At 29.4% G+C, this 25233-nt stretch carries 18 protein-coding genes, 1 pseudogene and 2 riboswitches; of the genes and pseudogenes, 7 read left to right on the forward strand and 12 right to left on the reverse strand.

All coding sequences use genetic code 11. The features are described 5' to 3' along the window. Positions 1–13 precede the first annotated feature (13 nt). From IO99_RS08950 to IO99_RS08960, 3 genes are all read left to right on the forward strand, one after another. Positions 14–4867, forward strand: coding sequence for a nucleotidyl transferase family protein (locus IO99_RS08950; RefSeq protein ID WP_035132584.1), 4854 nt, complete (start codon positions 14–16; stop codon positions 4865–4867). Positions 4868–4881: 14 nt separating this feature from the next. Next, positions 4882–6141: a lactate/malate family dehydrogenase gene (locus IO99_RS08955; RefSeq protein ID WP_035132585.1), complete on the forward strand. Its 1260-nt coding sequence runs from the start codon at positions 4882–4884 to the stop codon at positions 6139–6141. Positions 6142–6219: 78 nt separating this feature from the next. Then, a complete protein-coding gene (locus IO99_RS08960) occupies positions 6220–7272 on the forward strand; it encodes a flavodoxin family protein (RefSeq protein ID WP_035132644.1) in 1053 nt (350 codons plus the stop codon). Positions 7273–7343: 71 nt separating this feature from the next. Here the strand turns inward: IO99_RS08960 and IO99_RS08965 are convergent, their stop codons facing one another. Beyond that, entirely contained in the window at positions 7344–7649 is a 306-nt protein-coding gene (locus tag IO99_RS08965; protein ID WP_051824021.1) for a rhodanese-like domain-containing protein, read from the reverse strand. Positions 7650–7717: 68 nt separating this feature from the next. Continuing rightward, entirely contained in the window at positions 7718–8896 is a 1179-nt protein-coding gene (locus IO99_RS08970; RefSeq protein WP_035132588.1) for an AI-2E family transporter, read from the reverse strand. A 236-nt stretch (positions 8897–9132) separates the two neighbouring features. Here IO99_RS08970 and IO99_RS19645 point away from each other — a divergent pair, with 236 nt between their 5' ends. Both IO99_RS19645 and IO99_RS19650 read left to right on the forward strand, forming a co-directional pair. Beyond that, complete coding sequence (locus IO99_RS19645) at positions 9133–9522, forward strand: undecaprenyl phosphate translocase family protein (protein ID WP_051824022.1); 390 nt, start codon at positions 9133–9135, stop codon at positions 9520–9522. Next, on the forward strand, positions 9509–9946 hold the full coding sequence (locus tag IO99_RS19650; RefSeq protein WP_035132590.1) for an undecaprenyl phosphate translocase family protein: 438 nt from the start codon (positions 9509–9511) through the stop codon (positions 9944–9946). Before IO99_RS19645 ends, IO99_RS19650 begins: the two co-directional genes overlap by 14 nt. A gap of 47 nt (positions 9947–9993) precedes the next feature. Here the strand turns inward: IO99_RS19650 and IO99_RS08985 are convergent, their stop codons facing one another. From IO99_RS08985 to IO99_RS08995, 3 genes are all read right to left on the reverse strand, one after another. Continuing rightward, positions 9994–10719 (reverse strand): hypothetical protein, encoded by a 726-nt coding sequence (locus IO99_RS08985; protein WP_035132591.1) that lies wholly within the window; start codon positions 10717–10719, stop codon positions 9994–9996. Positions 10720–10999: 280 nt separating this feature from the next. Next, positions 11000–12163: an iron-containing alcohol dehydrogenase gene (locus IO99_RS08990; protein WP_035132593.1), complete on the reverse strand. Its 1164-nt coding sequence runs from the start codon at positions 12161–12163 to the stop codon at positions 11000–11002. Between the two features lie 85 nt (positions 12164–12248). Then, complete coding sequence (locus tag IO99_RS08995; protein ID WP_035132595.1) at positions 12249–13253, reverse strand: M42 family metallopeptidase; 1005 nt, start codon at positions 13251–13253, stop codon at positions 12249–12251. A gap of 161 nt (positions 13254–13414) precedes the next feature. Further along, positions 13415–13472: riboswitch (Fluoride riboswitch) on the forward strand. A gap of 142 nt (positions 13473–13614) precedes the next feature. On the opposite strand from IO99_RS08995, the gene IO99_RS09000 reads away from it, so the two are divergent. Continuing rightward, positions 13615–14799 (forward strand): cation:proton antiporter, encoded by a 1185-nt coding sequence (locus tag IO99_RS09000; protein WP_035132597.1) that lies wholly within the window; start codon positions 13615–13617, stop codon positions 14797–14799. Between the two features lie 142 nt (positions 14800–14941). Further along, positions 14942–15101, forward strand: a riboswitch (M-box (ykoK) riboswitch). 406 nt (positions 15102–15507) lie between these two features. After that, positions 15508–16846: pseudogene (gene mgtE / locus IO99_RS09005) on the forward strand (magnesium transporter). Positions 16847–16973: 127 nt separating this feature from the next. On the opposite strand, the gene IO99_RS09010 reads toward mgtE, so the two are convergent. From IO99_RS09010 to IO99_RS09040, 7 genes are all read right to left on the reverse strand, one after another. Next, complete coding sequence (locus IO99_RS09010; protein WP_035132598.1) at positions 16974–17129, reverse strand: zinc-ribbon domain-containing protein; 156 nt, start codon at positions 17127–17129, stop codon at positions 16974–16976. Between the two features lie 304 nt (positions 17130–17433). Then, complete coding sequence (locus IO99_RS09015) at positions 17434–17589, reverse strand: zinc-ribbon domain-containing protein (protein ID WP_035132599.1); 156 nt, start codon at positions 17587–17589, stop codon at positions 17434–17436. A 158-nt stretch (positions 17590–17747) separates the two neighbouring features. Next, complete coding sequence (locus IO99_RS09020; protein WP_035132600.1) at positions 17748–19190, reverse strand: DEAD/DEAH box helicase; 1443 nt, start codon at positions 19188–19190, stop codon at positions 17748–17750. A 197-nt stretch (positions 19191–19387) separates the two neighbouring features. Next, the gene (locus tag IO99_RS09025; protein WP_035132601.1) at positions 19388–19543 is read right to left on the reverse strand and encodes a zinc-ribbon domain-containing protein; all 156 of its coding nucleotides are present in this window, start codon (positions 19541–19543) and stop codon (positions 19388–19390) included. A 177-nt stretch (positions 19544–19720) separates the two neighbouring features. Further along, the gene (gene clpB / locus IO99_RS09030) at positions 19721–22336 is read right to left on the reverse strand and encodes an ATP-dependent chaperone ClpB (protein ID WP_035132602.1); all 2616 of its coding nucleotides are present in this window, start codon (positions 22334–22336) and stop codon (positions 19721–19723) included. A 60-nt stretch (positions 22337–22396) separates the two neighbouring features. Further along, on the reverse strand, positions 22397–22834 hold the full coding sequence (locus IO99_RS09035; RefSeq protein ID WP_035132604.1) for a MarR family winged helix-turn-helix transcriptional regulator: 438 nt from the start codon (positions 22832–22834) through the stop codon (positions 22397–22399). Positions 22835–23140: 306 nt separating this feature from the next. Then, positions 23141–25117: a YgiQ family radical SAM protein gene (locus IO99_RS09040; RefSeq protein WP_035132606.1), complete on the reverse strand. Its 1977-nt coding sequence runs from the start codon at positions 25115–25117 to the stop codon at positions 23141–23143. Positions 25118–25233 lie beyond the last annotated feature (116 nt).

Genomic DNA, 25233 nt, shown 5'->3' on the forward strand with positions numbered 1-25233 from the left:
TTAGGAGGTCTCTATGGAAATTTTACAATTAAAAGAAATAAAGAAAAAGATTTTAAGAAAGCTTTATAACTCTCATTTCTTAAAATCTGAAAATATATCTCAAAAATTTCTTGATAAGCATATAAACTCACCAGTTTTTTTATACACACTCCAAGACATTTTAGTGGAAAAAGATTTTTCTCCATCTAAAGTTCTTTATCTATGTACTCCTTTATTAAGTGATTTATATGAAGAAGGCCCTAATGAATGGTTAGTATATTTATATAATTATGCCTTAAGCAAGAATTTTAAAGATGCAGTAACTATAGAATTAGATTCAAAATTAACTTCAGGATGTGAAATATTCCTTAGAATTTATAAGGTTCTATGTAATATAGAAAAATCCATATCTGATTCAGATTGTTGGCAAGCAAAATATCCTTTAATAACTTTAACAGATAGTGAAATTGAAGAACTAGAAAGAAAAGATGAATATTTAAAATTCATTAAAGCCTTTGACCGTGACTATGTATATGAAATGATGAAGCTTAATGGAGAAATATTTAAGTATAATACTTTAGATCACATCTGTGGTGTACATTACCTAGCTATGTTTTTAGCACGCCAACTTAAAACTAAAGGGTTACCTATAGATTTAGGAAGAGTCTCTGGAGCTGCTGCTGGACATGACATTGGAAAATATGGATGTAAAGGTGAAGAGCTAAAACGCGTTCCACATCTCCACTACTATTACACAGACCAATGGTTTAGAAACCGCAATATAAATTATATTAGAAATATCGCTATAAATCATTCTACTTGGGATTTAGAACTTGAAAATCTATCTTTAGAATCATTAATACTCATCTATTGTGATTTTAGAGTTAAAAATGTATTTACTAATTCATATCCTACTATGCATATTTTTTCTTTAGAAAACTCTTTTAAAGTAATTCTTCAAAAACTAGAAAATGTTGATGCTAAAAAGGAATCTCGTTATAAAAAAGTATATGGCAAGTTAAAAGACTTCGAAGATTACATAAAGAGTATTGGTATAAATGTTGATTTAGATTTTAAAGAAGACAATTTAACTTCTGCAAACCCTCCAATATATTCTTTGCTTAGAGGAAAAGAAATAACTGATAGTATGAAACATTTAGCAATAAATCACAATATAAATCTTATGTATTTATTACGTGATGAATATTCGTTAAATACTATATTAGAACAGGCTCGAAGTGAGAATAACTGGAAAAATCTTCGCCAATATATAAGAGTATTAGAAGAATATTGTACTTACTTTACTCAAAAACAAAAGCTACAAACTCTAGAATTTCTTTATGACAATTTAGCTCATAGAGAAGATGACATTCGCCGTCACTGTGCATATCTAATAGGAAAATTAATAGCTATTTTTGATGAAGATTATAGTAAAGAATTACCTAAAAATGTATCTATAGATAAACCTAACATAAATAGTTATCAATTATTTGAAGAGTATATTTCATTAATGCTTTATCCTAGCGGTAAACTAGTAAATGCTCATAAAAACTGGATTGGCTATAATACTAAAGTCATGGTTAACTCTGTTTTTATAAATTCCAGAAAAATTTTTATGAAAATATATAGAAGTATTCTCTTGAAACATTATATGTCTCAAAACATAACTTCTTTTGAAACTCAGCTGTATTTACTCTATACCGCAAAGTATATATCTTTTGAGTCCTATGATGAAACTTTAGATTCACTCATAGAATTCATTATTGATAAAGTAAAAAAAAGAAATGTAGTTATAAGATTAGCTGCTCTTGAAAGTTTAAACGATATAATTCCTAAAATACCACCTACTCATTCTATACTTGATTATATGATTAAAAATCTTGGAGAAATTAAAACTAGAAGGAAAAATTCATCTGAAAATTATTTATATTTAAAAATTTTCACAACTCTTAATATGGATGACCATATATCTCTTTTTAAAACTTACTGTAAGGAAGATTATAATAAAATCCCAGATATCTTCCTTAGCAACTTAAAAACAGCTACTAATTGGGTGGTAAAAAAACATCAGATAGATATACTTCTTAATTATACACTCTATATTGCGCCAACTACAGGACTTCATACTTGCATTCACTTTTGTAATATGTTAAAAGTTAGTGCTATGGAAAGTGTTAGAAATAGTGCAGGCTCTTCAATACTTAAAATTATGCCTAACCTAAATGATTCAGAAAGAAATGAAGTAGCTATAGAGCTTTTACGTGGACTAGAAATTGAAGGCCAGAAATTCACAGAATATATATCACCTTTCTTAGGTCAGATAATCTTATGGCTAGCACCTAATGAATTAGATGAAATTATTGATGATTTAAAAAGTAAAATTAAAACTTCAAATGAAGATGTTAAGATACTAATTCTTAAAGCTATAGGAATCTCCTTGTCTAACTATGATGTATATAAATCTCGTTATAATGAAAATGAAAAAATTTATAATGAAAGATTAAAATCAATGTTATCTATTATTTTAAATGGTATAGGTGATTATAAGGATAAGGTTAAACAAGCAGCCATAATCACTCTTGGTAAGGATATATTTGGAAGTTCAACAATTTCTATAAATGATAAGTTATATGTTTTCAAATTAGTATCTAAAAAAATTCTTACTCTTGTAGGTAATGATGACAATAATAGATTACTTTTACTAACCAATGCAGCTGCTCTAAATCACATCTATAGATTTATAGCAGACTATACTTTTTTAAATGGCGATATTCTTATAGATATACCTAAGAAAATAGCATTTTTCCCTGGTACCTTTGACCCTTTCTCTTTAGGACATAAGAATATTTCTAAAGCAATTCGTGATTTAGGTTATGAAGTATACTTAGCCGTGGATGAATTTTCTTGGTCTAAAAAAACCTTACCTAATCTTTTAAGAAAAATATTAATTAATTTATCAATTTGTGATGAATTTAATATTTATATATACCCTGAAACTATGCAAGTGAATATATCTAATACTGATGATTTAAGAATGCTTAAGGAATCATTTTCAGATTCTCAAATATTCTTTGTTTCAGGTAGCGATGTACTTTTAAATGCCTCTTGCTATCGTAATCCTGTGGAAGAGGATTCCATTCATACTTTTAATCACATAATTTTTGAAAGAGGTAATTCAAAAAAACTTTTAGCTGCTAAATCTCTTATAAATGGCACTGTAGAAGTATTAAAACTTCCAGCTAAATACTCTACCATAAGCTCTAGTCAAATCAGAAACTATATAGATAGAAATAGAGATATTTCAACCTTAGTAGATCCTTTAGTTTCTCAATATATTAATGAAAATGGTTTTTACCAACGAGAACCCCTAGATAAGCTATCTGTAAATGAAAGTCACTTAGATTTTGAATTTGTTGATGAAGTTACTGATAATATAATATTAAAATTATTTTCTCATTTAAACTTTAGTAATGAAATAAAATCTATCTTATCAGAACTTAAAGATAAGGAAGCTCCTAAACTAGTAATGATTAAAGATTCTAAAAAAAGTGAAATTCTAGCTATTGCCGCAATGCATTGGGTTCGTTCAAATAATCTTTACGATGAAGTTAAAGATGAGAATATTTCTAGAGCACTTCGTTCCCTATCTACAGGAAGAATGATATTTATAGATGGAATTTATGTTACTGATAGAGAAAAATATAAATTTCTTGAGCAAATTATTTTAACTGAGGCACTATCTTATGCTATTTCTAAAGATTATGAATACGCTGTCTTTAATCCATGCCATAGTTCATTAACTAGCTCAACCTTAGTAGAAATAATGCTATCCCAAGGTTTTGTAAATATTGGCTCTAAAAATAAGGAGTCTCCTGTATTAGCAGTTAATATGACTAGTCCATGTATTTTGAACTTAGATGTAGAAAATATTTTAAAAGAACCTTTTAGAAGTAACTCTAAAATTAAGAATGTAATTAATTCTAGAAGAAAATTATTGCAAGGTGCTCTTTCAAAATTATATCCTAATGAACTTTTACTTTGCTTTAATAGCGAAGTACTTCATCAAAAAATGATAAGAAATATTTGTCATGAAAATAGTATCTCTACTTATGTAAAAGCATCTAAGGAATATGGTGAAGCTATGTGTGTACCTTATGGTGATATTTTAGATAGAGATTTAGTACCAAATACTGTTACCAAATCCCTTCATACAGAAAAGTATTATTATGGTGATATGAAGAACTTCTTTATAGGCGAATCTCCCTATTACCTATCTTTAAATAACCAGATGAAAATGATAAAGTCATTTAATCGACCAATTTTTTTAGTAGATAACATTCTCCATAAGGGGTATAGAATGAGAGCCTTAGACCCTATACTAATTAATCAAGGAATTAATGTGAAAAAAATCCATTGCGGTATTCTCTCTGGTAGAGGAAAAGATTTAATGGATATGCAAAATAGGCAAGTCTCTAGCGTATACTTCATACCTAGACTCAAAATTTGGTTTAATGAGAATTCTTTATATCCATTCTTAGGTGGAGATGCTATATGGAGAGGAGAATTTCCTAAACGAAACTTAATTCCATCAATTAATAGTATATTACCATACACTTACCCAGTATTCATAAAAAATACTTCCCACGAAAATGTTTATAATTTTTCTAAAGTTTGTCTTGAAAATTCTATAGAAATACTAAAAATACTTGAAAGAGAATATCATAACATATATGGGAGAAATCTAACCCTTTCATCACTAGGCGAAGTTATAACTACTCCTCGAAGTCCAGATATTGGAAAAGGAATTGAATATGATTTATCATCTACTCCATCAGCCCTAGTTGAAAAGGATTTAGAACTACTTACCAGACTTGAAAATATGCTATAAAAGGAGAGCTATACATGTTTTACTATATATTTAATAATAATTTAATTATAACTAATGAATCTATAACACGAGATGACTTTATCTCTACAGATGAAAATTTCTGTAAAAACTATACTGGTAAGATCTTTGCTTTAACTTCTATAAATTGTGAAAATTCTAGAAGATCCTTTATAGTCTCTACTGAAAATCTTTTGTTTTTAGATAAAGAGGATTTAAGTATACTTAAATCCTCTTATAAGATAAATAAAACAATACCTATCTGGCTTAAAAATGCCATTAATGAAAAAAGAGTTATTTCCTTAAATACTAATTATCCAAACTTTCTAGATGTGATAGTCTATTCTACCCCTCTAAAGTGGAGAGTAAATGTAGTTGGTTTAGGAGATGTAGGTGCAACTCTTTTAACCGGCCTTAAACTTCTAGGTAATGATGTAATATCTAGTTTAGGCATTTATGATAAGGATTTTAAAAAAGTGAATCGACTTAACCTTGAATTATCTCAAATTTTATCTTGCGACGGTAAAGAAAACAATCTACAAATTCTTCCCTTAAGGGAAGAAGATTTGTTCAACTGTGATATGTTTGTATTTTGTGTATCTGTAGGTATTCCGCCTATAGGAAAAGAAGAAAAAGATGTAAGACTTGTACAGTTTGATGGTAACAGAAAAATCCTTAAAGTATATGGACAAATGGCAAGAGATGCAAAGTTCAAAGGAATCTTTGCAGTAGTATCTGATCCTGTAGATTTATTATGCAAATCTCTTTTTATTGATAGCAATAAAAATAAGGATGATACCCTTGATTTTCAAGGTCTTGCTCCAGAGCAGATTCGCGGATATGGATTGGGGGTTATGAATGGTAGAGCAGCTTATTATAGTAGTTTAAGGGAAGATACTGCGAATTATTTACAAGAAGGTAGAGCTTTTGGTCCCCATGGTGAAGGATTAATAATTGCTAATAGTATTGAAAACTTCAATGAGTCTGCCTCGGATTTTCTTACTGAAAAGGCTAAAACTGCAAATTTGGAAGTTCGTGCTACCGGATTTAAACCTTATATAGCTCCAGCCCTATCTTCTGGAGCTCTCAGCATCCTTGATACAATTAAAGGTAACTTCCACTATTCTTCAAACTTTATTGGTGGTACCTATATGGGGTGCAAAAATAAATTTCTAAATGGATGTACAGAAAACGAAACATTAGATTTACCTTTAGAATTAATGAATAGATTAAAAAATACCTATAATCTTTTAAATGAATTGTATAATAAAAAATAATAAGAATAAACTGTTTATATATCTAATATTTTTTATAACAAAAATGTTAATAATAATACTTTGTTAGGAGGGATAATAATAGAAACTTTATATGTGATATTACCAAATAAAAATACATCTCCTATATTGAATACTATGGTGTCTCATTCACTTAAAAATATACATCATGTAGTAATAGATGATGTATGTAATCTTCCTGATTTATCCTATAAAAAATTACTTTTTGTAGCTCAGGTTGACGATGTTGGTTATGATATCCCTATGATTAACCTTCTATCAAAACTTCTAGAGAAAGGTAAAGACACCTTACTTGGATCTACAGGTGCTATTCTTATATATAGTATTGATGATCATGGTACAAAACGTTTTGCTCAAGATATTGTATATATTGCTAATAATATGGGATGTGCTTTTATAGGCCATCCTCTAGTAGAAGCCACTAGTTCTTTAAAAAATTTTTTAACCTGGCAAAAGACTATGGATATGTCATTGAATGATATTTGTTATGATCTCTGTAGGAAACTAGTCAATCGCCTTGTAAAGGATAATCCTAAGACTCTTCAAAGTGGAAAGATTTCTGTTATATACTCTAGTCCACATAAATCATCTAATACCTTAGACCTATGGCACCTAGTATCTGATCATATTAATTATTTTCAAATTAATGAAATACAAATTGAAAGAGGAGAAGTGCTAGATTGTATAGGATGTCCTTATAAACTTTGTCTTCATTATGGAAAGAAAAAAGGTTGTTTCTATGGAGGTATTATGACAGAAAATGTTCTTCCTGCCATTGAAGAAAGTGATGCAGTAATTTGGCTATGCCCTAACTATAACGATGCTATAGCAGCTAATTTAACAGCTGTAATAAACCGTCTTACAGCACTATATAGAAGATGTAACTTCTATAATAAATCCATCTTTGCTGTAATAGTATCTGGAAATTCTGGTAGTGATTGTATTGCTAAACAATTAATAGGTGCTCTTAATATAAATAAAGGATTTAGGCTTCCACCTTATTTCTCTATTCGTGCCATAGCCAATGATCCTAAAACGATTTTTTATGTAGAAAATATAAAGATGAAAAGTGAAGATTTCAGTAAAATAATTATAAATAATATAAAGGTGTAGAGATTACTCTCATACACCTTTATATTATTATTATTTTTATTTACTTACTAGCTACTTTAAATAAATTGAAGCTATTTTTTAAGATCATAACTCCAATTTGTAATACCACCTAAATCACACACATTAGAATAATCTAAGTATTCTAGCATCATTGCAGCTCTAGCACTTTTATTGCCGCTATAGCAATATACACATACAGTTTCATCTTTATTCTGAACTATATCTTCAATGTCATGAGAAATATCACTTAAAGAAATCAATATGGCCCCTTCTATATGTCCTTCTCTATAAGCCTGCTCATCTCTTAAATCTAGTATAACTAATTTCTCATTGCCATCCATTTTTCTCCTTAATTCTTCTGCTGAAATTTTTCCCATACTTATTATCCTCTCTTTTGCTTCTGTTTACAGTACCTACCCTTATATTCATAACTAAATCAGTTTTATTATACTATATAATTGACTTTTTTTTTATAAATTCTGTGAACATATACACTTAGTATAGCTGCAATAGGTACTGCCACTATCATTCCAATAGCTCCTGCGTACCCTCCTCCAATGGTTAAAGCAATTAAAGTCCAAACAGCTGGAAGTCCTACACTACCACCTACCACCTTAGGTTGTATAATATTACCATCAATTTGTTGATATATAATTAAAAGTATGAATCCCCAAATTCCAAGTGTAATACTAGAAAACATCCCCAATATAAATGCTACTACTGCTCCTATAGCGGGACCTATATAAGGAATTACATTGCTTATACCTGCAATTACTCCAACAAGTACAGCAAATGGATGATGAATCATTAACATAAGTATAGATGAAACTATACCTACAATAAGGGCATCAAGTAAAACTCCTCTTACAAATCCTCCTACAACTTCATCTAAATCTATAATAAATTGCTTAAGTACTGTTCCTAACTTTCCTGGTATAAAAGCTCTCCCAAATCTCCTAATAGTTTTAAATAACATCTCTTTATCTTTTAAGAAATAAAAGGTAAATATTATGCTTAAAACAAAATCTATCATAAATGAACCAAATCCATAAATGCTATTTGTAATTATATTAACTATCTCTTGACCAATAACTGCAAATGCTGCTGTTACCTTATCAATATAAGTACTAATTTGCTGATAATTTATATCTAAAGTAGCAAAATACGAATTCAAGTTATTTATTCCATTCCTTACTACACTCTCATATTGTGGAATATTATTTATTAATGATTTTGCATTCTCTAAAAGAGGTGGAATTATAAAATTAAATATTAATACTACTGATAGTATTATTATAAAAAAAACTAATACGATACTTATAATTCTATATATCCAATTAAATTTATTATTTTCCTTTACACTAACACATTTCTTAATAAAGATTTCAATACGTCTTACTAAAGGAAATAATAAATATGAAATTATAGCTCCTATTACTATGGGTCTTATTACACTTAAAAATCCTAATATTGCATTTTTAATTATATTAATAAAAGTACCACTTCTACTTACTATTTCATAGCCTATAAATAAGGCAATTCCAGTAATAACAGCTACAACTCCAATATTTATATACTTTCTATCTATATCTAACTTTTTATCTATTCTAAACCTATCCCACATATGATTTGCTCCTTTATAAAGCTTGTTTTTTATGTTGATTTAATAATAATAAAATTCAAATAATCCATCATATCTGCATTATAACACGAATAACCTAAAATTAACAAAAAATAAATATATTATTAACTTTTAAATAATTAATTTGCAAATTAAAAGAGTTCTCAATATAATTAGAGTAGTTATTTATAACCTTAGTTTAAATTAACTACAAATTTAATTATATGAGGAGATAAAGTATGGAAAATATATTTGTTATTTTAAAAGGAATGGTTATTGGTGTCTCCAATGTTATTCCTGGTGTTAGCGGAGGAACTATGGCAGTAGTTCTAGGTATTTATGATAAACTTATATCTGCTGTAAATAGCTTTTTTAAAGATTGGAAAAAAAATATTTTCTTTCTTGGTGAAATAGCTATAGGTGCAGGCTTAGGTATAATACTATTTAGTAAATTAATTACAAATCTATTAACAAACCACCCTGAGCCAACCAATTTCTTTTTTATAGGATTGATTTTAGGTTCATTTCCTATGTTATATAAAAGAGCAACAAAGGGAAAAGTAAAAAAAAATAAATTATCTTTGGTTTCTCTTAACTTTCACATTAATGGTAATTATGTCTATATTTAGTGATGTAGAAGTTAGCACTATAGCTATGACTAGTTTAAGTGTAAAATCTTTTATATCCCTATTCCTAGCAGGATTCATTGCAGCTGCCACTATGATTCTTCCAGGGGTAAGTGGTTCTTTAGTACTTTTGATTATTGGACTATATACTACTTTTACTAATGCAGTTTCTACCTTTAATATTCCTTTACTTATTCCTGGTGGTTTGGGTGTTCTTGTTGGTATATTGACTATGACAAAGCTCATAGAATCCTTTATGAGTAAATATCCTCAACCTGCATATTTTGCTATTTGTGGATTAATTTTAGGTTCTGTCTTTCCAGTATATCCTGGTTTTACTTTTAATTTATCAGGAATGCTATCAATTATAACTTTTTTAATTGGTTTTATACTTACATATATACTTGGGAAAAAAGAAAATAATTAAAACATAAAAAGTAAAGACTGTTTCTAAATTGAAACGGTCTTTATTTTCTATGATAAATTATTTTCGTCCTTTAACCAAGTTTTCCATTGAACTTCAAAATCATCAATAGAGCACTTTAATATATTAAAAATATCATCTACATCATAGTTTCTTATAATTTTATTTATTGTTTCCTTACCATGGGTTTCTTCTATATACTTGACTATAGTCCATGGCCATATCTTATATAGACTTTCATTTTCTTGAATTTCATTTAATTTTGGTATCATGTCTTTCTTTATAGCTTCATTTATTACTTTTTTTACTTCACCCTCTTTCCATAATTCAGATAAGTACATAGCTATTCCTTGTCCTATCCATGTAGATGAAACTTCTGAATTTAAAGATAGAAATTCATGAAATATATGAACTACCTGACTGTAAATTACTTTTTTAAGCTTATACTCATCATAAGTATAAGTAGATTCTTCTTCATATGCAAAAGGTGATAATATCAATAGATCATTTTTAGATGTAATAGCTACTTGACTTTTCTTAGATTCATTATTCCCCCTAAGTTTTAAAATCATTTTACTTATATAATTATATTCTCTTCTGTTCATAGCTATAATAGCCCTTATAGAAAATCCTTTATCTATTAAATGAAAATAATTTTCTAATTCTTTATATGCATAAAGTATTCCCTCTTTAACTTCTACTACAAATCTCATATCATTTCCAATATAATAAACCGTTATATTTTCATTTTGTACATACCTATAACTTTCTAACATTAATCTACTCCCCCAAACTCCAGTAATATACCCCATTTTTTCTTATATATTCTATAAATACGTTACTATTCCTTTTTATTTTTATAAAATATCTTTAATTAGTATATTATTAAATTTATTAACATTAAATTATACTTTAATTTTGTAAACTATCTTCTGATATGCTTATAATTCTTTTAAAATATTTTATAATATAAAATAAAAAACATCACATTAAATAAACTAAGATTTATTTAATGTGATGTTTACTTTAAGTTAATAATATTGTATTCTTATAAGCTTATTCATAAGCAATTTCTAATATATTATAGATATCATCTCTTTTTAAAGGTTTAAGTGTTCCAAGAGGTGCAAGGATTGCAGCATTATCAGCTATAAAATCTAATTCTTCTCTCTTAACTCCCACTTCTTTTAAAGTTATAGGTGCTCCTATCTCCTTATAGAAATCTCTCAGCGCCTCAATACCTTTTAGGGCCTTTTCTTCGTCACTACCTTCATTTATAGTAAATACATGACATGCAAATTTCGCAAATTTCTTAACATCTTCTTTATAAACATATTTCATCCATGCTGGCATTATAATAGCAAGACCTGAACCATGGGCAATATCATTAAGTACTGAAAGAGAATGTTCTATAGAATGAGATGCCCAGTCACCTTTCCTCCCCACTCCATTCAATCCATTCAAAGCTAAAGTTGCTGCAAAAGCAAGTTCACTTCTTGATTTATAATTGTTGCTATCTTTTAATAATTCTCTAGTATGTGTAATTACAGTTCTTATAATACCTTCTGAAAGTTCATCAAGCATATCAGTACTTTCTGTTCCACCATAATAAGCTTCAAATACGTGACTTATAGCATCTATTGCTCCATTAGCCGTTTGATTGGATGGAAGAGATCTTTGAACTGAAGGATCTAAAATAGATACTTTAGGATATAATAAAGGTGAACCAAAGCTCCACTTTTTACCTTCATCTTCATTAGTTACTACACCACCTGAATTCATCTCAGATCCTGTTGCTGATAGAGTCAATATAGTAAATAGAGATAGTGCTTTTTTAACACTTCCTTTACCTTCAAATAGCTCCCATACATTGCCCTCATAGCATACTCCCGCAGCTATAGCTTTAGACGAATCTATTACACTTCCTCCACCCACAGCTAAAACTCCATCTACCTCATTTTCTTTAGCTAACTTTATGCCTTCTTGAACCTTTGATAATACTGGATTAGGCTTAACTCCTGATAATTTAATATAATCTATGTTATTATTCTCTAAAGATTCTACAACAGTATCATAAACTCCATTTTTCATTATGGAGCCTTTTCCATATACTATTAATACCTTTCTAATTCCACTCTTAACTAAATGTTCTCCTATAGTTTCTATTGTACTTTCTCCAAATACTAATTTAGTTGGATTATAAAGTGTAAAGTTTAACATATTCTTTCCTCCTCTTAAACTTATATTACTTGTAACAAACATCTTTTTATTTAATTCTATCTTAAATTTAACTTTATATTTAATTCTATTCTTCGTCAAAGTTAAATTCTCTATTTACATAATTCACCAAAAGATCTATGGATGCATTTGTATCATCCATACTTAGTAACGCATTAGGTCCATGTACATATCTAGTTGCTACTGATATACCTGTGGCCCTAACTCCAAAGTTGGATTTATTGATAGCTCCTGCATCTGTACCACCACCATCAATAACATCCAATTGATATTTAATGTTATTTTCCTTAGCGCAATTGACCATCTCTTCTACTAAATATTCATTGCATATAACTGAACCATCTGAAACCTTAATCGCAGTTCCTTCCCCAACTTTATTGCTACCTTCTGGGCAATTAGGAAAATCATGCGCAGTTGTAACATCTAGAGCTATTCCTAAGTCTGGATTAATTCTATTAGCTGCAACAGTAGCTCCTCTAAGACCAACTTCTTCTTGTGTTGAAAATACAAAGTATAAATCATTATACGGCTTATTGATTTTCTTTAAAGCTTCCACTAATATATAGCATCCAATTCTATCATCTAGCGCTTTACCTGTTATATTGTTTTCCTTAAGTTCTGCATAATCTCCAACATATGCTGCTACATCTCCAACTTTAAGATATTTTTCTGCTTCTTCCTTACTACTAGCTCCAATATCGATATACAATTTTTTAGTATCTGTGGTTAATTCTTTTTCCTTAATTGTGCTAGCTACTAGTCCAATTATTCCATTTCTAAACTTAACTCTATTCATAGATGTACCAATAACCGGGATTCCACCTAATGCTCTAACTCTAATATTCCCCTTATCTTCTATTTTTACAACTTGAAATCCTATCTCATCCATGTGAGCAGAGGCCATAATTTTCTTCTTATTTTCTCCAACTCCTGATTTATAAACTATTAAATTTCCAAGGGCGTCTACAGTAATTTCATCTGCTAACTCCTTAATCTCTTCTCTTATTACGCTTCTTATGTCTTTTTCATATCCACTAACACCAAAGGCACTGATTAATTTTTCTAATAACATAATATTTCCTCCTTATATATGTAAATTTATTCTATATTTATTATGTTATCATAATATTCTATGAAATTCCATAATAATTTCGTATATCGAAATTTTAATTTCCATAAAATTTTATACTTTTAAATATTGATTTTATTTTTAAACATTGATATACTCAAAATATAATTTATGGTGATGGAGTTCACCTTAATCGCAATTGCTAATGACTCCTACAGACAACGCTATGAGTACGTCTGTAGGAGATTTTTATGTGTAAAATAATCAAATTACTACAAAACAAAATTTTTCTATATTTTGTGTTAATAATTTATGGTCTTATTCTTGGCATTGTAAAACTTTAATTTAAAAGGAGGGCTATTTTATGGCTACAAGTATAGCAATTATTATATTACTTGCTATTGTCTCTAACTTTATATTTGAAAAAATTAAACTTCCTGGACTTTTAGGTATGTTAATTTTAGGAATCACTATAGGTCCCTATGGATTTAATTTGATTCATGGAGATTTACTAAATATCTCTTCTGATTTGCGTAAAATAGCACTTATTGTTATCTTATTAAGAGCTGGTATGGGTATAAAAATATCCGATTTAAAGAAAATTGGAAAACCTGCAATAAAAATGAGTTGTATACCTGGAATATTAGAAGGTTTTTTTATAGCCTTTATTTCTACTAAATTACTAGGATTCACCTTTATCCAGGGAGGAATCCTTGGATTTATAATTGCTGCCGTATCTCCTGCTGTAGTTGTACCTCAAATGATTAACCTTATAGATAATAAAATTGGTACTAATAAGAGCATCCCTACTTTAATATTAGCTGGTGCTTCTATTGATGATGTATTTGCAATTACAATATTAACTAGCTTTCTTGCCTTATATTCTGGTAAGAACATTAATATCGCTTCTCAACTTTTACAAATACCACTTTCCATAATATTAGGAATAGTACTAGGATTAATATTAGGCTTTGTAATTATATATTTATTTAAAAAATGTAGTATTAATGATGTAAAAAAGATACTAATTATGCTAGCTATTTCTATACTTTTAACTACCTTAGAAACTATCTTTAAAGATAAATTATTAATTGCAAGCCTTTTAGGTGTTATGACTATTGGCTTTGTTCTTACTGAGAAACTTCCTAATGTTGCTACTCCCCTTTCTCAAGGACTTAATAAATTATGGATATTTGCAGAAATTCTACTCTTTGTTTTAGTGGGCGCTCAAGTAAATATATCTGTAGCATTCACCTCAGGCGCAATAGGTATAATAATTATTTTTATAGGACTAGTAGGTAGAAGTATTGGAGTTATAATTTCACTTATAGGTACTAATTTAAACGTAAAGGAAAGGATTTTCTGTGTCATCTCCTATATACCTAAAGCTACAGTTCAAGCCGCCATGGGGGCCTTGCCTCTATCTCTAGGTGTTGTATCTGGAGATTTGATTCTAGCAATATCTGTATTATCCATTTTAGTAACTGCACCTTTAGGTGCTATTGGAATAAAGGTTTCAAGTAAATCCTTATTACACGTTGAGAACTAAAAATGTAATAATACATAATATAGGACTATTTCTTTCAAAATAAATAGTCCTATATTTTATCAAATGAAATGATTTAAAAAAATTCACCTTTTACTGTTGACTTATATTAAACAAAGTAATACAATTATTTAGTGGAAAATTTTATATACCTCGGTAGGTGAGGTTACTACAAGGATACGGGTTGCTACCGTAAAAGAGTGGAAACATTCTTAACTGGTTAGCAGATTTTGCCGAACAAAGAAGGCTTAATCTAACGCAATTTCATTGCCTTGCAGAGCTAAAACTTGAACGAGACATACTATTATTAGTATTTGCCTGCGTTTTAGTTTACGGAGGTTTTTTTATTTTATAAATTTTAGGAGGTGTAAGAAGCATGGACGATGGTAGTAGTAATATTGACGATGAAGATTTAATAAGTTTATTGTTTAATCCAAAAATAAAACGCTATGTAACTTCTTACCCTCTTTATGGCATAATTTAATTTTACTTTAACTTTTTCAAAGTTAAATCTATCATTAAGAATTTTATGTCCATAAACAGATAGAAATATTACATAGTTATTTATCAAGGCATTAAACATGAGGTTTAATGCTTTTTTATGTCTTCATTGTTTTTTACCCACTACAACCTAGAAATTATAATTTTTCAATTTTAGTCAATACTTATTTTGAACGTTCATAATGTATTGAATTAATAGGAGGGGTAACAATGGAAAACACAATAAAACTAATCAATGAAAAAAAATTCATTGATGCAAGAAAAACTCTTGAAAAAAAGAATGTAGTAGATATAGCTACTTTATTAGGTGAAATGGATAAAGAATCTGTAGTTAAAATTTTTAGAGTACTTCCTAAAGACAAAGCTGCACATGTATTTTCTTATCTAGACCACGAGGAAAGACTATTTATAATTGACTCTATTACCGATAGTGAAATTTCAAATATTATAGATGATTTATTCATTGATGATACTATAGACTTTCTAGAAGAACTACCTGCTAATGTGGTTAAAAAAGTTTTAAAAAATACAGATGAAAATACTCGTAAGATTATAAATCAATTCTTAAAATATCCTGAAAGTTCAGCTGGAAGTATAATGACTATAGAATTTGCTGATTTAAAAAAGCATATGTCTGTAAATGAAGCTATTGCTCATATAAAGAAAACAGGCATAGATAAGGAAACTATTCACACTTGCTATGTTTTAGGCGATAACAGAGAGCTAGAAGGTATTGTTTCTTTAAGAAAACTTATTTTAAGTGATGAAAATATGCTAATAGAAGATTTAATGAAAACTGAATTTATACATGTTAATACTTTAGATGATCAAGAGAATGTGGCTCAACTATTTAAAAAGTATGACTTGTTATCTATCCCAGTTACTGATAACGAAAAAAAAATTAGTTGGAATAATCACCATAGATGATATAGTAGATATTATAGACCAAGAAAACACAGAAGACTTCCAAAAAATGGCCGCTATGGAGCCAAATGAAGAAGAATACTTAAAGACCAGTGTTTGGACTCTTTCTAAGCATAGAATAGTTTGGCTTCTTGTATTAATGATTTCAGCAACTTTTACAGGAAACATTATAAGAAGATTCGAAGATGTCCTATCCTCAGTAGTTATTCTTGCTTCATTCATTCCAATGTTAATGGATACAGGTGGCAATGCCGGATCTCAATCTTCAACTCTTATCATAAGAGGTCTTGCTTTAGGAGATATAAAATTATCTGATGGATTTAAAGTTATATTTAAAGAACTCAGGGTTAGCATCATTACAGGTTCCATTCTTGCCGTAGTAAATTTTATAAGAATATATTACTTTGAAAAAATTAACTTTTTAATTTCTTTCACTGTATGTATAAGCTTATTCTGTACTGTTGTTGTAGCCAAAGTAGTCGGTGGTATACTACCCATCTTAGCAAAAAAATTAAAATTAGATCCTGCTATTATGGCAAGCCCATTAATCACAACTATAGTAGATGCGGTTGCTCTAACTCTATACTTTACATTATCCGTAAATCTACTACACCTAGCAGTTTAATTTATATTTTAATATAATAAAGGACTATTCTAAGGCAATCTATCATCTTTTAATTGCCTTAGAATAGTCCTTTAACTAAAAAAAGAACTACAAGACCTTAGTCTGTAGTTCTATAGAAAATAGATTATTATCTTCTATTTCTTTCTGCTTTTCTTGCTCTTCTGCAATCTGGGCATCTTACTGGCTCATTTTCGAATCCTTTTTCAGCGTAGAAAGCTTGCTCTCCCTCTGTAAATATAAATTCTTTACCACAGTCTTTGCATAATATTGTTTTATCTGCCATTTTAATTCCTCCATTTTTAAAGATTTACATTCAATTAACCAATTCCCTAAAAACGGAGAAAGTTATAATAGATGTGAATCTTTTTATTTTATGGTTTCAGTTTATCACTTTGCTAGTTAAATTTCAAGTATTTTTTGAATACTTATATCCATTTTTATACCAATTATAGGATTATTTTATTTTTAAATAACTCATATACTATATATAAAATCAATCCTTATATTTTAATAAATTATTATAATTTTATATAAAAATAAAGCTATAAGATTAATTCTTATAGCTTCTATTGAAATATTAAATATTACTATCTTCTATTTCTTTCTGATTTTCTTGCTCTTCTGCAATCAGCACATCTTACTGGGTCATTTTCGAATCCTTTTTCAGCGTAGAAAGCTTGCTCTCCTTCTGTGAATATGAATTCATTTCCGCAATCTTTACATGTTAATGTTCTATCTGCCATTTTTCATTCCTCCATTTTTAAAGATTTACTTTTAACTAACTGATTCTCTAAAACTGGAGAAAAGTGTTATTAATCTTAAATCTTTATAATATATTTTTGTATTTACTACTCTTTTAGTATATCATGGCGATAATAATAATTCAATATATATTTTAATTTTATTTCCTAGATTTTTGCACTTTAACTTTTTTACCTTTAATAATTATCTCTCCATATTTTTTTAAGAAGTTCTCACCTTTATTATTCAGTATATCTACATAAGAAATATTATCTTGTATATCTATTATACCAATATCGTCTCCATTCAAATCTGGAAGATTACTAAGAGCTCCCACTATATCTATATTCCTTATTTTCTTTTTTTTACCAGCCCCGATGTATACTTTTAAGATATCTTTATGAATTACTTTCTTTTTATTTCTCTGTCCTACTTTAAGTTCTTTCTGACTCTCCTTAAATACACTCTTACCTTCTTTAATCTCTAAATCACTTGGGAAATCCCCCTTTTTAATACTATACCCTAAGTATTCTTCTATAGAAGTCAAATACTTCTTTTCATATTCAGAAACTAAAGTTATAGCTGTTCCTTCCCGTCCGGCTCTTCCTGTTCTACCTATTCTATGAACATAACTTTCCCTTTCCATTGGAACTTCATAATTAAATACATGAGTTATATTATCTACATGAATCCCTCTTGCTGCAATATCCGTAGCAACCAGTACTTTAAATTCCTCATTCTTGAACCTTTCCATAGTTTCAATCCTTATTTTTTGTTCCATATCTCCATGTAGTTGTTCTACTGAAATTCCCTCTGACTTTAATTCTTCATACACTTTTTTAACTTTATCTTTGGTATTACAAAATACTATAGCTGCATCCGGTGTGCATGCATATAAGTTCTTCCATAAGGCTTTAAACTTATCTTTATGTTCAACATTTAAATATGATTCTTTTATTTTATTGCGATTAAATATCTTGGATTCTATTTCTAAAAATCTAGGGTTTATCATATAATTAGTGCATAGCTCCTCGATACTTTCTGGTATTGTTGCAGAAAATAGAGCTGTTGTCCTTTTTTTCGGTAGTCTATCTAATATATCACTTATCTGATCTATAAAACCCATATTTAGCATTTTATCTGCTTCATCAATGATTACATATGTTAAATCCTTAAAGTTTAAGTTCCCTCTATTCATATGGTCACTTATCCTCCCAGGTGTTCCTATTACTATATGTACCCTCTGCTTAAGTTCTCTAACCTGCTCATTAAAAGGCTGCTTTCCAAAAACAGCAGCACATCTAACTTTTTTTATTCTCCCTATATTGGATATATCATCTTTAACCTGTAATGCAAGTTCTCTTGTGGGAACTAGAACTAATGCTGTTATTTTTCCCTCTTCTACCCTAACTTCATTACAAATAGGAACTCCAAAGCTCGCTGTTTTCCCACTTCCAGTTTGTGATTTTACTATAATATCTTCTCCATCCAAAAGACTTGGTATTGTTTTATCTTGAACTTCAGAAGGATTTTCAAACCCTAGATTGTTTAGAGCCTGTAATATGTTTTCATTTAAATTATATTTGTTAAATCCACTTTCCATAACTTTCTCCTTGTATCTAATTAATATCTAATCATTATTCCTATCTCACATCATATTAGACTTATATATATATTTCTACTTATTTTTAAAATTTTATACATTAATACTTTTTATATAAATAGTTAATTCTATATAGCTCAAAAATAAAAGCTATAAGAATCACTTCTTATAGCTTTCATTGAAATATTAAATATTAATTATCTTCTATTTCTTTCTGCTTTTCTTGCTCTTCTGCAATCAGCACATCTAGTTGGCTCATTTTCGAATCCTTTTTCAGCGTAGAAAGCTTGCTCTCCCTCTGTGAATACGAATTCGTTTCCGCAATCTCTGCATGTTAATGTTCTATCTGCCATTTACAATTCCTCCATTTTAAAGATCCACCTATTATTAACAAATCCTCGAATTGGAGAAAATTATTATATATGTTAAATCTTTATTTCAATTTTATTTGTGTTTAACCACTTACTCAGTATAACATACACTTTACGTATAATGCAAGTAATTATATAAATATTTTATTTTATCTTTATTTATACAGTAGTAATCCCTTTATTACTTATTTCAAATACTATTTGCTCATCCTTACCATCTACTAAAATATTGCATCCATCGTAAACTTCCCCAGCTATAATTTTTTTTGCAATCATGGTTTCTAAAACATTTCCAATATATCTTTTTAGTGGTCTTGCCCCATAAACTGGATCATAGCCTTCTGTTGCTAAAATCTCCTTAGCTAGGTCAGTAATTTCTAAACCTATATTTTTGTCATATAATCTTCTTTTAACATGGTCAATAAATATATCAATAATTTTCTTTATACCTTCAATATTTAGTGGTTTAAACATTATAATATCATCTACACGGTTTAAAAATTCTGGCTTGAACCTACTCTTCATTTCACTCATTACTAAAGCTTTAGTTTTTTCAGTAATCACACCACTATCCTCTAGTAGATGACTACTACCTATATTAGAAGTCATAATTATTATAGTATTTTTAAAGTCTATAGTTTTGCCCTTATTATCAGTGAGTCTTCCATCATCTAATATTTGTAGAAATACGTTAAATACATCTTCATGAGCCTTTTCTATCTCATCAAATAAAACTACTGAATATGGATTTCTTCTTACAGCTTCAGTTAATTGCCCCCCTTCTTCATAACCTACATATCCTGGAGGCGCTCCTATAAGTCTTGATACTGAATATTTTTCCATGTACTCTGACATATCAATTCTTATAATATTTTCTTCACTATCAAATAAATTTCTCGCTAAAGTTTTAGCCAGTTCTGTTTTACCTACCCCTGTAGGCCCTAGGAAAATGAATGAACCAATAGGCTTATTTTCATCTTTCATCCCTGCTCTAGCCCTAATTACGGCATTAGCAACAGCTGTTACTGCTTCATCTTGACCTATTACCCTATTGCTAAGTTCCTCCTCTAATCTTAATAGTTTTTCTCTTTCCCCTTCTACTAATCGTGTTACTGGAATTCCAGTCCACTTAGATACAATTTGAGAAATTTCTTCTTCTGTAACCTCTTCTTTGAGAAGGGCTGTTTCATAATTATTGTGCATACTTTCTTCTTTTTCTTTTATTTCTTCTTCAAGACGTGGTATAACCCCATATTTTAGTTCTGCAGCACTATTTAAATCATATTCTCTCTCATACCTTTCAACCTTACCTCTAGCCTCATCCAATTGCTCTTTCAAAGTTCTAACTTCAAGAATCTTACTTTTTTCTTGTTCATATTTAGCAGTCATTTCATCATTTTTTTCTTTTAATTCCGCTAACTCCTTTTGAAGTTGTTCAAGTCTCTTTTGAGATGCTTCATCACTTTCTTTAAGTAGAGCTTCTCTTTCAGTTTCTAATGTAAATAGCTTTCTTCTAACCATATCAAGTTCTGTAGGAAGAGAATCTATTTCACTTCTTATCATAGCCCCAGCTTCATCAATTAAATCTATGGCTTTGTCTGGTAAAAACCTATCTTGAATATACCTATCAGATAATTTTGCTGCTGTTACTATAGCTGAATCATGGATTCTAACTCCATGGTGTATTTCAAATCTTTCCTTAAGTCCTCTTAATATTGAAATTGTATCTTGTACTGTAGGCTCTTCTGCAATAACTGGTTGAAATCTTCTCTCTAATGCTTTGTCTTTTTCTATATATTGTCTATATTCATCAAAAGTAGTAGCTCCAATACAATGTAATTCTCCCCTTGCTAGCATAGGCTTTATAAGATTCCCTGCATCCATAGCTCCGTCAGTTTTTCCAGCACCTACAATTGTATGAATTTCATCTATAAATAATATTATCTTCCCATCAGAACTCTTAACTTCCTTTAATACAGCTTTAAGTCTTTCTTCAAATTCACCTCTATATTTAGCTCCTGCAATTAAAGCTCCCATATCTAAAGAAAAAATTATCCTGTCTTTTAATCCTTCTGGTACATCTCCACGTACAATTCTTTCTGCCAAACCTTCAACTATGGCAGTCTTACCTACTCCAGGCTCACCAATAAGCACTGGATTGTTTTTAGTTCTTCTTGATAAAATTCTAATTACACGTCTTATCTCTTCATCTCTTCCTATTACAGGATCTAATTTATGTTCCTTAGCAAGGTCAATTAAATTCGTTCCATACTTAGCAAGAGCATCATAAGTTCCCTCTGGATCATTAGTATCTACCCTTTGATTTCCCCTAACCTGAGATAACACTTCCATAAATTTTTCTTTATCTATGCCATATTCCTTAAGTATTTTCCCTGATATACCTTTTGCATCAACCTCCATGATAGCCATCATTATGTGTTCTACACTTATATAGGAATCATGAAATTTCTCTGATATATCTTGAGCCTTAACTAAAACTTCATTGATTCTTCTAGTGGCAGTAACTCCAGATGAACGAGCTCCTTCTCCTAATACTTTAGGCATTTTCTCTAGCTCTAAATTTACTTTTCTTTTAATTCCTTCAACATCCACACCCATTTTTTCAAGGACATTAGGTATTAATCCATCTCTTTGATTTAGAAGTGCAGAGAATAAATGAATAATATCTACTTGTTGATGATTATTTCTTACTGCTTCCTCATAGGCATCATTTAAACTTTGTTGAACTCTTATTGTTAATTTTTCTGTCTCCATAACATCACCTGCTACTCCAATTTTATATCTAATTAAGTAGCATTTCTCCTTTCATAAAACTTAAATATTATTAACTATCTTTCTAAATAGCTTTAAAAATTCTTCTCTTTCATCATTTGTGTCTAAGGCATTTAAAACATATCCATACAATTTTCTTTCAAAAGCTATATGTTCATTTTTCACTTCCTTGCCTTCATCTGTAAGTTGTAATCCATAGGATCTTCTGTCTCTCTTACTAATAGTTCTATTCACATAATTAAGTCTTTCTAGCCTATCTATAGCGCTGGTTAAAGTACTTTTAGGTATGTCTAACATATTACAAATTTCCTTTAAAATTATATCATCCCTATCATAGACAATTCTTATAATACTAATTTCCATAGTATTAAGTCTTTCTATCCTAGGAAATTCCTCCATAGTCCTATGTTGATTTGAAAAAGACAAAAACATTTTCCATAAATTCGAAAATTCTTCAATTAACTTGTCATTATCCTCCATTACACCTACTCCTTTAAAATCTTCTTATATCCTACAATCATCATAATTCAATTATTAAATCAATAGATTACAACCTATATTATTGTTTGCTAAACGTAAAATTTAATTAGTACGAATTCCGTACTATATCTTTAAATAAATAGTACTACCATCGTACTATTTTGTCAATAATGAAATTTTTTTAATCAAAAATAAAAGTAATAATGAAAATCTACTATCATTATTACTTTTATTTTATATTTACAATAAATTTTTATTTAATTATTTCTTATTTCTTATTTCTTATTTCTTATTTCTTTCCTCTAACTACTGACGAGTTTTCTTCATAGATTTTCTCTTATTAGTAGAAGTGTTTTTACCCTTTTTTCTTTCTAAAGAAGTTCTTCCATGACTTCCTCTAGGTAAAACTGTTTTACTATTACTATGTTCTTTTCCAACCTTTTTATGTCTACTGTAATTTCCACTATGGTTAAGATTTTTTCCTTGTGTTTTAGGCCTTATTAAACACTTCGGTCCATTTCCTATTAAATCTTCTCTTCCAGCTTCCACTAAAGCTTCATATACTATATCATACTTTTTAGGGTTTCTATATTGAAGAAGAGCTCTTTGCATTGCTTTTTCCCTCTTGCTCTTAGGTACATATATCTCTTTCATAGTTAATGGATCTACCCCTGTATAGAACATAGCTGTAGATAAGGTTCCAGGTGTTGGATAAAAGTCCTGAACTTGCTCTGGCTGATAATTAATATCTCTTAGATATTCTGCTAACTCTATAGCTGATGCTAATGTGCTACCTGGATGACTAGACATTAAGTAAGGTATAATATACTGCTTCTTTCCAACTTGCTCAGTAAGATTATAAAACTTATCTACAAATCTATCATAGGTCTTCCCAGATGGTTTTCCCATATACTTTAAAACATCAGCACAAACATGCTCTGGAGCTACCTTTAATTGTCCACTTACATGATGTTCAACAAGTTCTTTAAAGAAGGTATCATTTTTATCAGCCATTATATAATCATAACGTAACCCTGAGCGTACAAATGCCTTTTTCACCTTAGGAGTAGCTCTTACCTTTCTTAGTAGTTCTAAATACTCAGTATGATCTGCATCTATATTTTTACACGGTTTTGGATATAAACATTGTTTATGCTTACATGCACCATGCTTAAGCTGAGTTTTGCATGCTGGACGTCTAAAGTTTGCAGTAGGACCTCCTACATCATGAATATATCCTTTAAAATCAGGTAGATTTGTTATTTCTACCACTTCTTGTAAAATAGAATCTTCACTTCTACTCTGAACTATTCTTCCTTGATGGAAAGTTATAGCACAAAAAGAACAATTTCCAAAGCAACCTCTAGAACTAACTATACTAAATTTAACCTCTTCTATAGCAGCTATTCCACCTGCTTCTTCATAACAAGGATGATAATTTTTGGTGTAAGGCAATCCATAAACATGGTCTAACTCTTCCCTAGTTAGAGGCATTTCTGGTCTATTTTGTACCACATATCTATTGGCATGCTTTTGTACTAGAGTCTTTCCTCTTACTGGATCTTGTTCTTCATATTGAACCTTAAATGCTCTGGCATACTCCATCTTATCTATAGATACAGCTTTATAGGATGGTATCTCAATATACCCGCTTACATATTCTAAGTCATCTATCATATAGCATGTTCCAGGCACATGTCTTATATACTGAACTTCTAATCCATCATTTAAACAATTTGCCACTTCTACTATTTGCTTTTCACTCATTCCATATATAAGTAAATCAGCACCACTATCTACTAACATTGATTTTCTTACCTTATCACTCCAGTAATCGTAATGGGCAAATCTCCTAAGACTAGCCTCTACCCCACCAATTATAACTGGAATATTCTTATATGCTTCTCTAATTTTATTACAGTATACAATAGTAGCTCGATCCGGTCTTAAACCCATTTTTCCACCTGGAGAATAAAGATCCTTTTCTCTAACTCTTTTAGCTACAGTGTAATGATTTACCATGGAATCCATGTTTCCACCATTAACTAAAAATCCTAATCTAGGTCTTCCTAACTTCATAAAATCTTCAGTGCTATGCCAATCAGGTTGAGGAATTATTCCTACTTTAAATCCTGCATCTTCAAGAACTCTAGAAATTATAGCAGTACCAAAACTATGATGGTCTATGTATGCATCTCCTGTTACTATTATAAAATCCAACTGTTCCCATTGTCTTTCTAACATATCATCTTTACAAATTGGTAAAAATCTATTTTCTAACATTTAATCACCTACTCAAATATAGTTCAAATTTATAATTCAACTCAAGGTCTAATTATACTATAAAAAGAATCAAGAGACTATTTCTTTTACAAAATAATCTCTTGACTCTAAATTAA

This window comes from Clostridium sulfidigenes, from assembly GCF_000732635.1.
Classification (GTDB): Bacteria; Bacillota; Clostridia; order Clostridiales; family Clostridiaceae; genus Clostridium_J; species Clostridium_J sulfidigenes.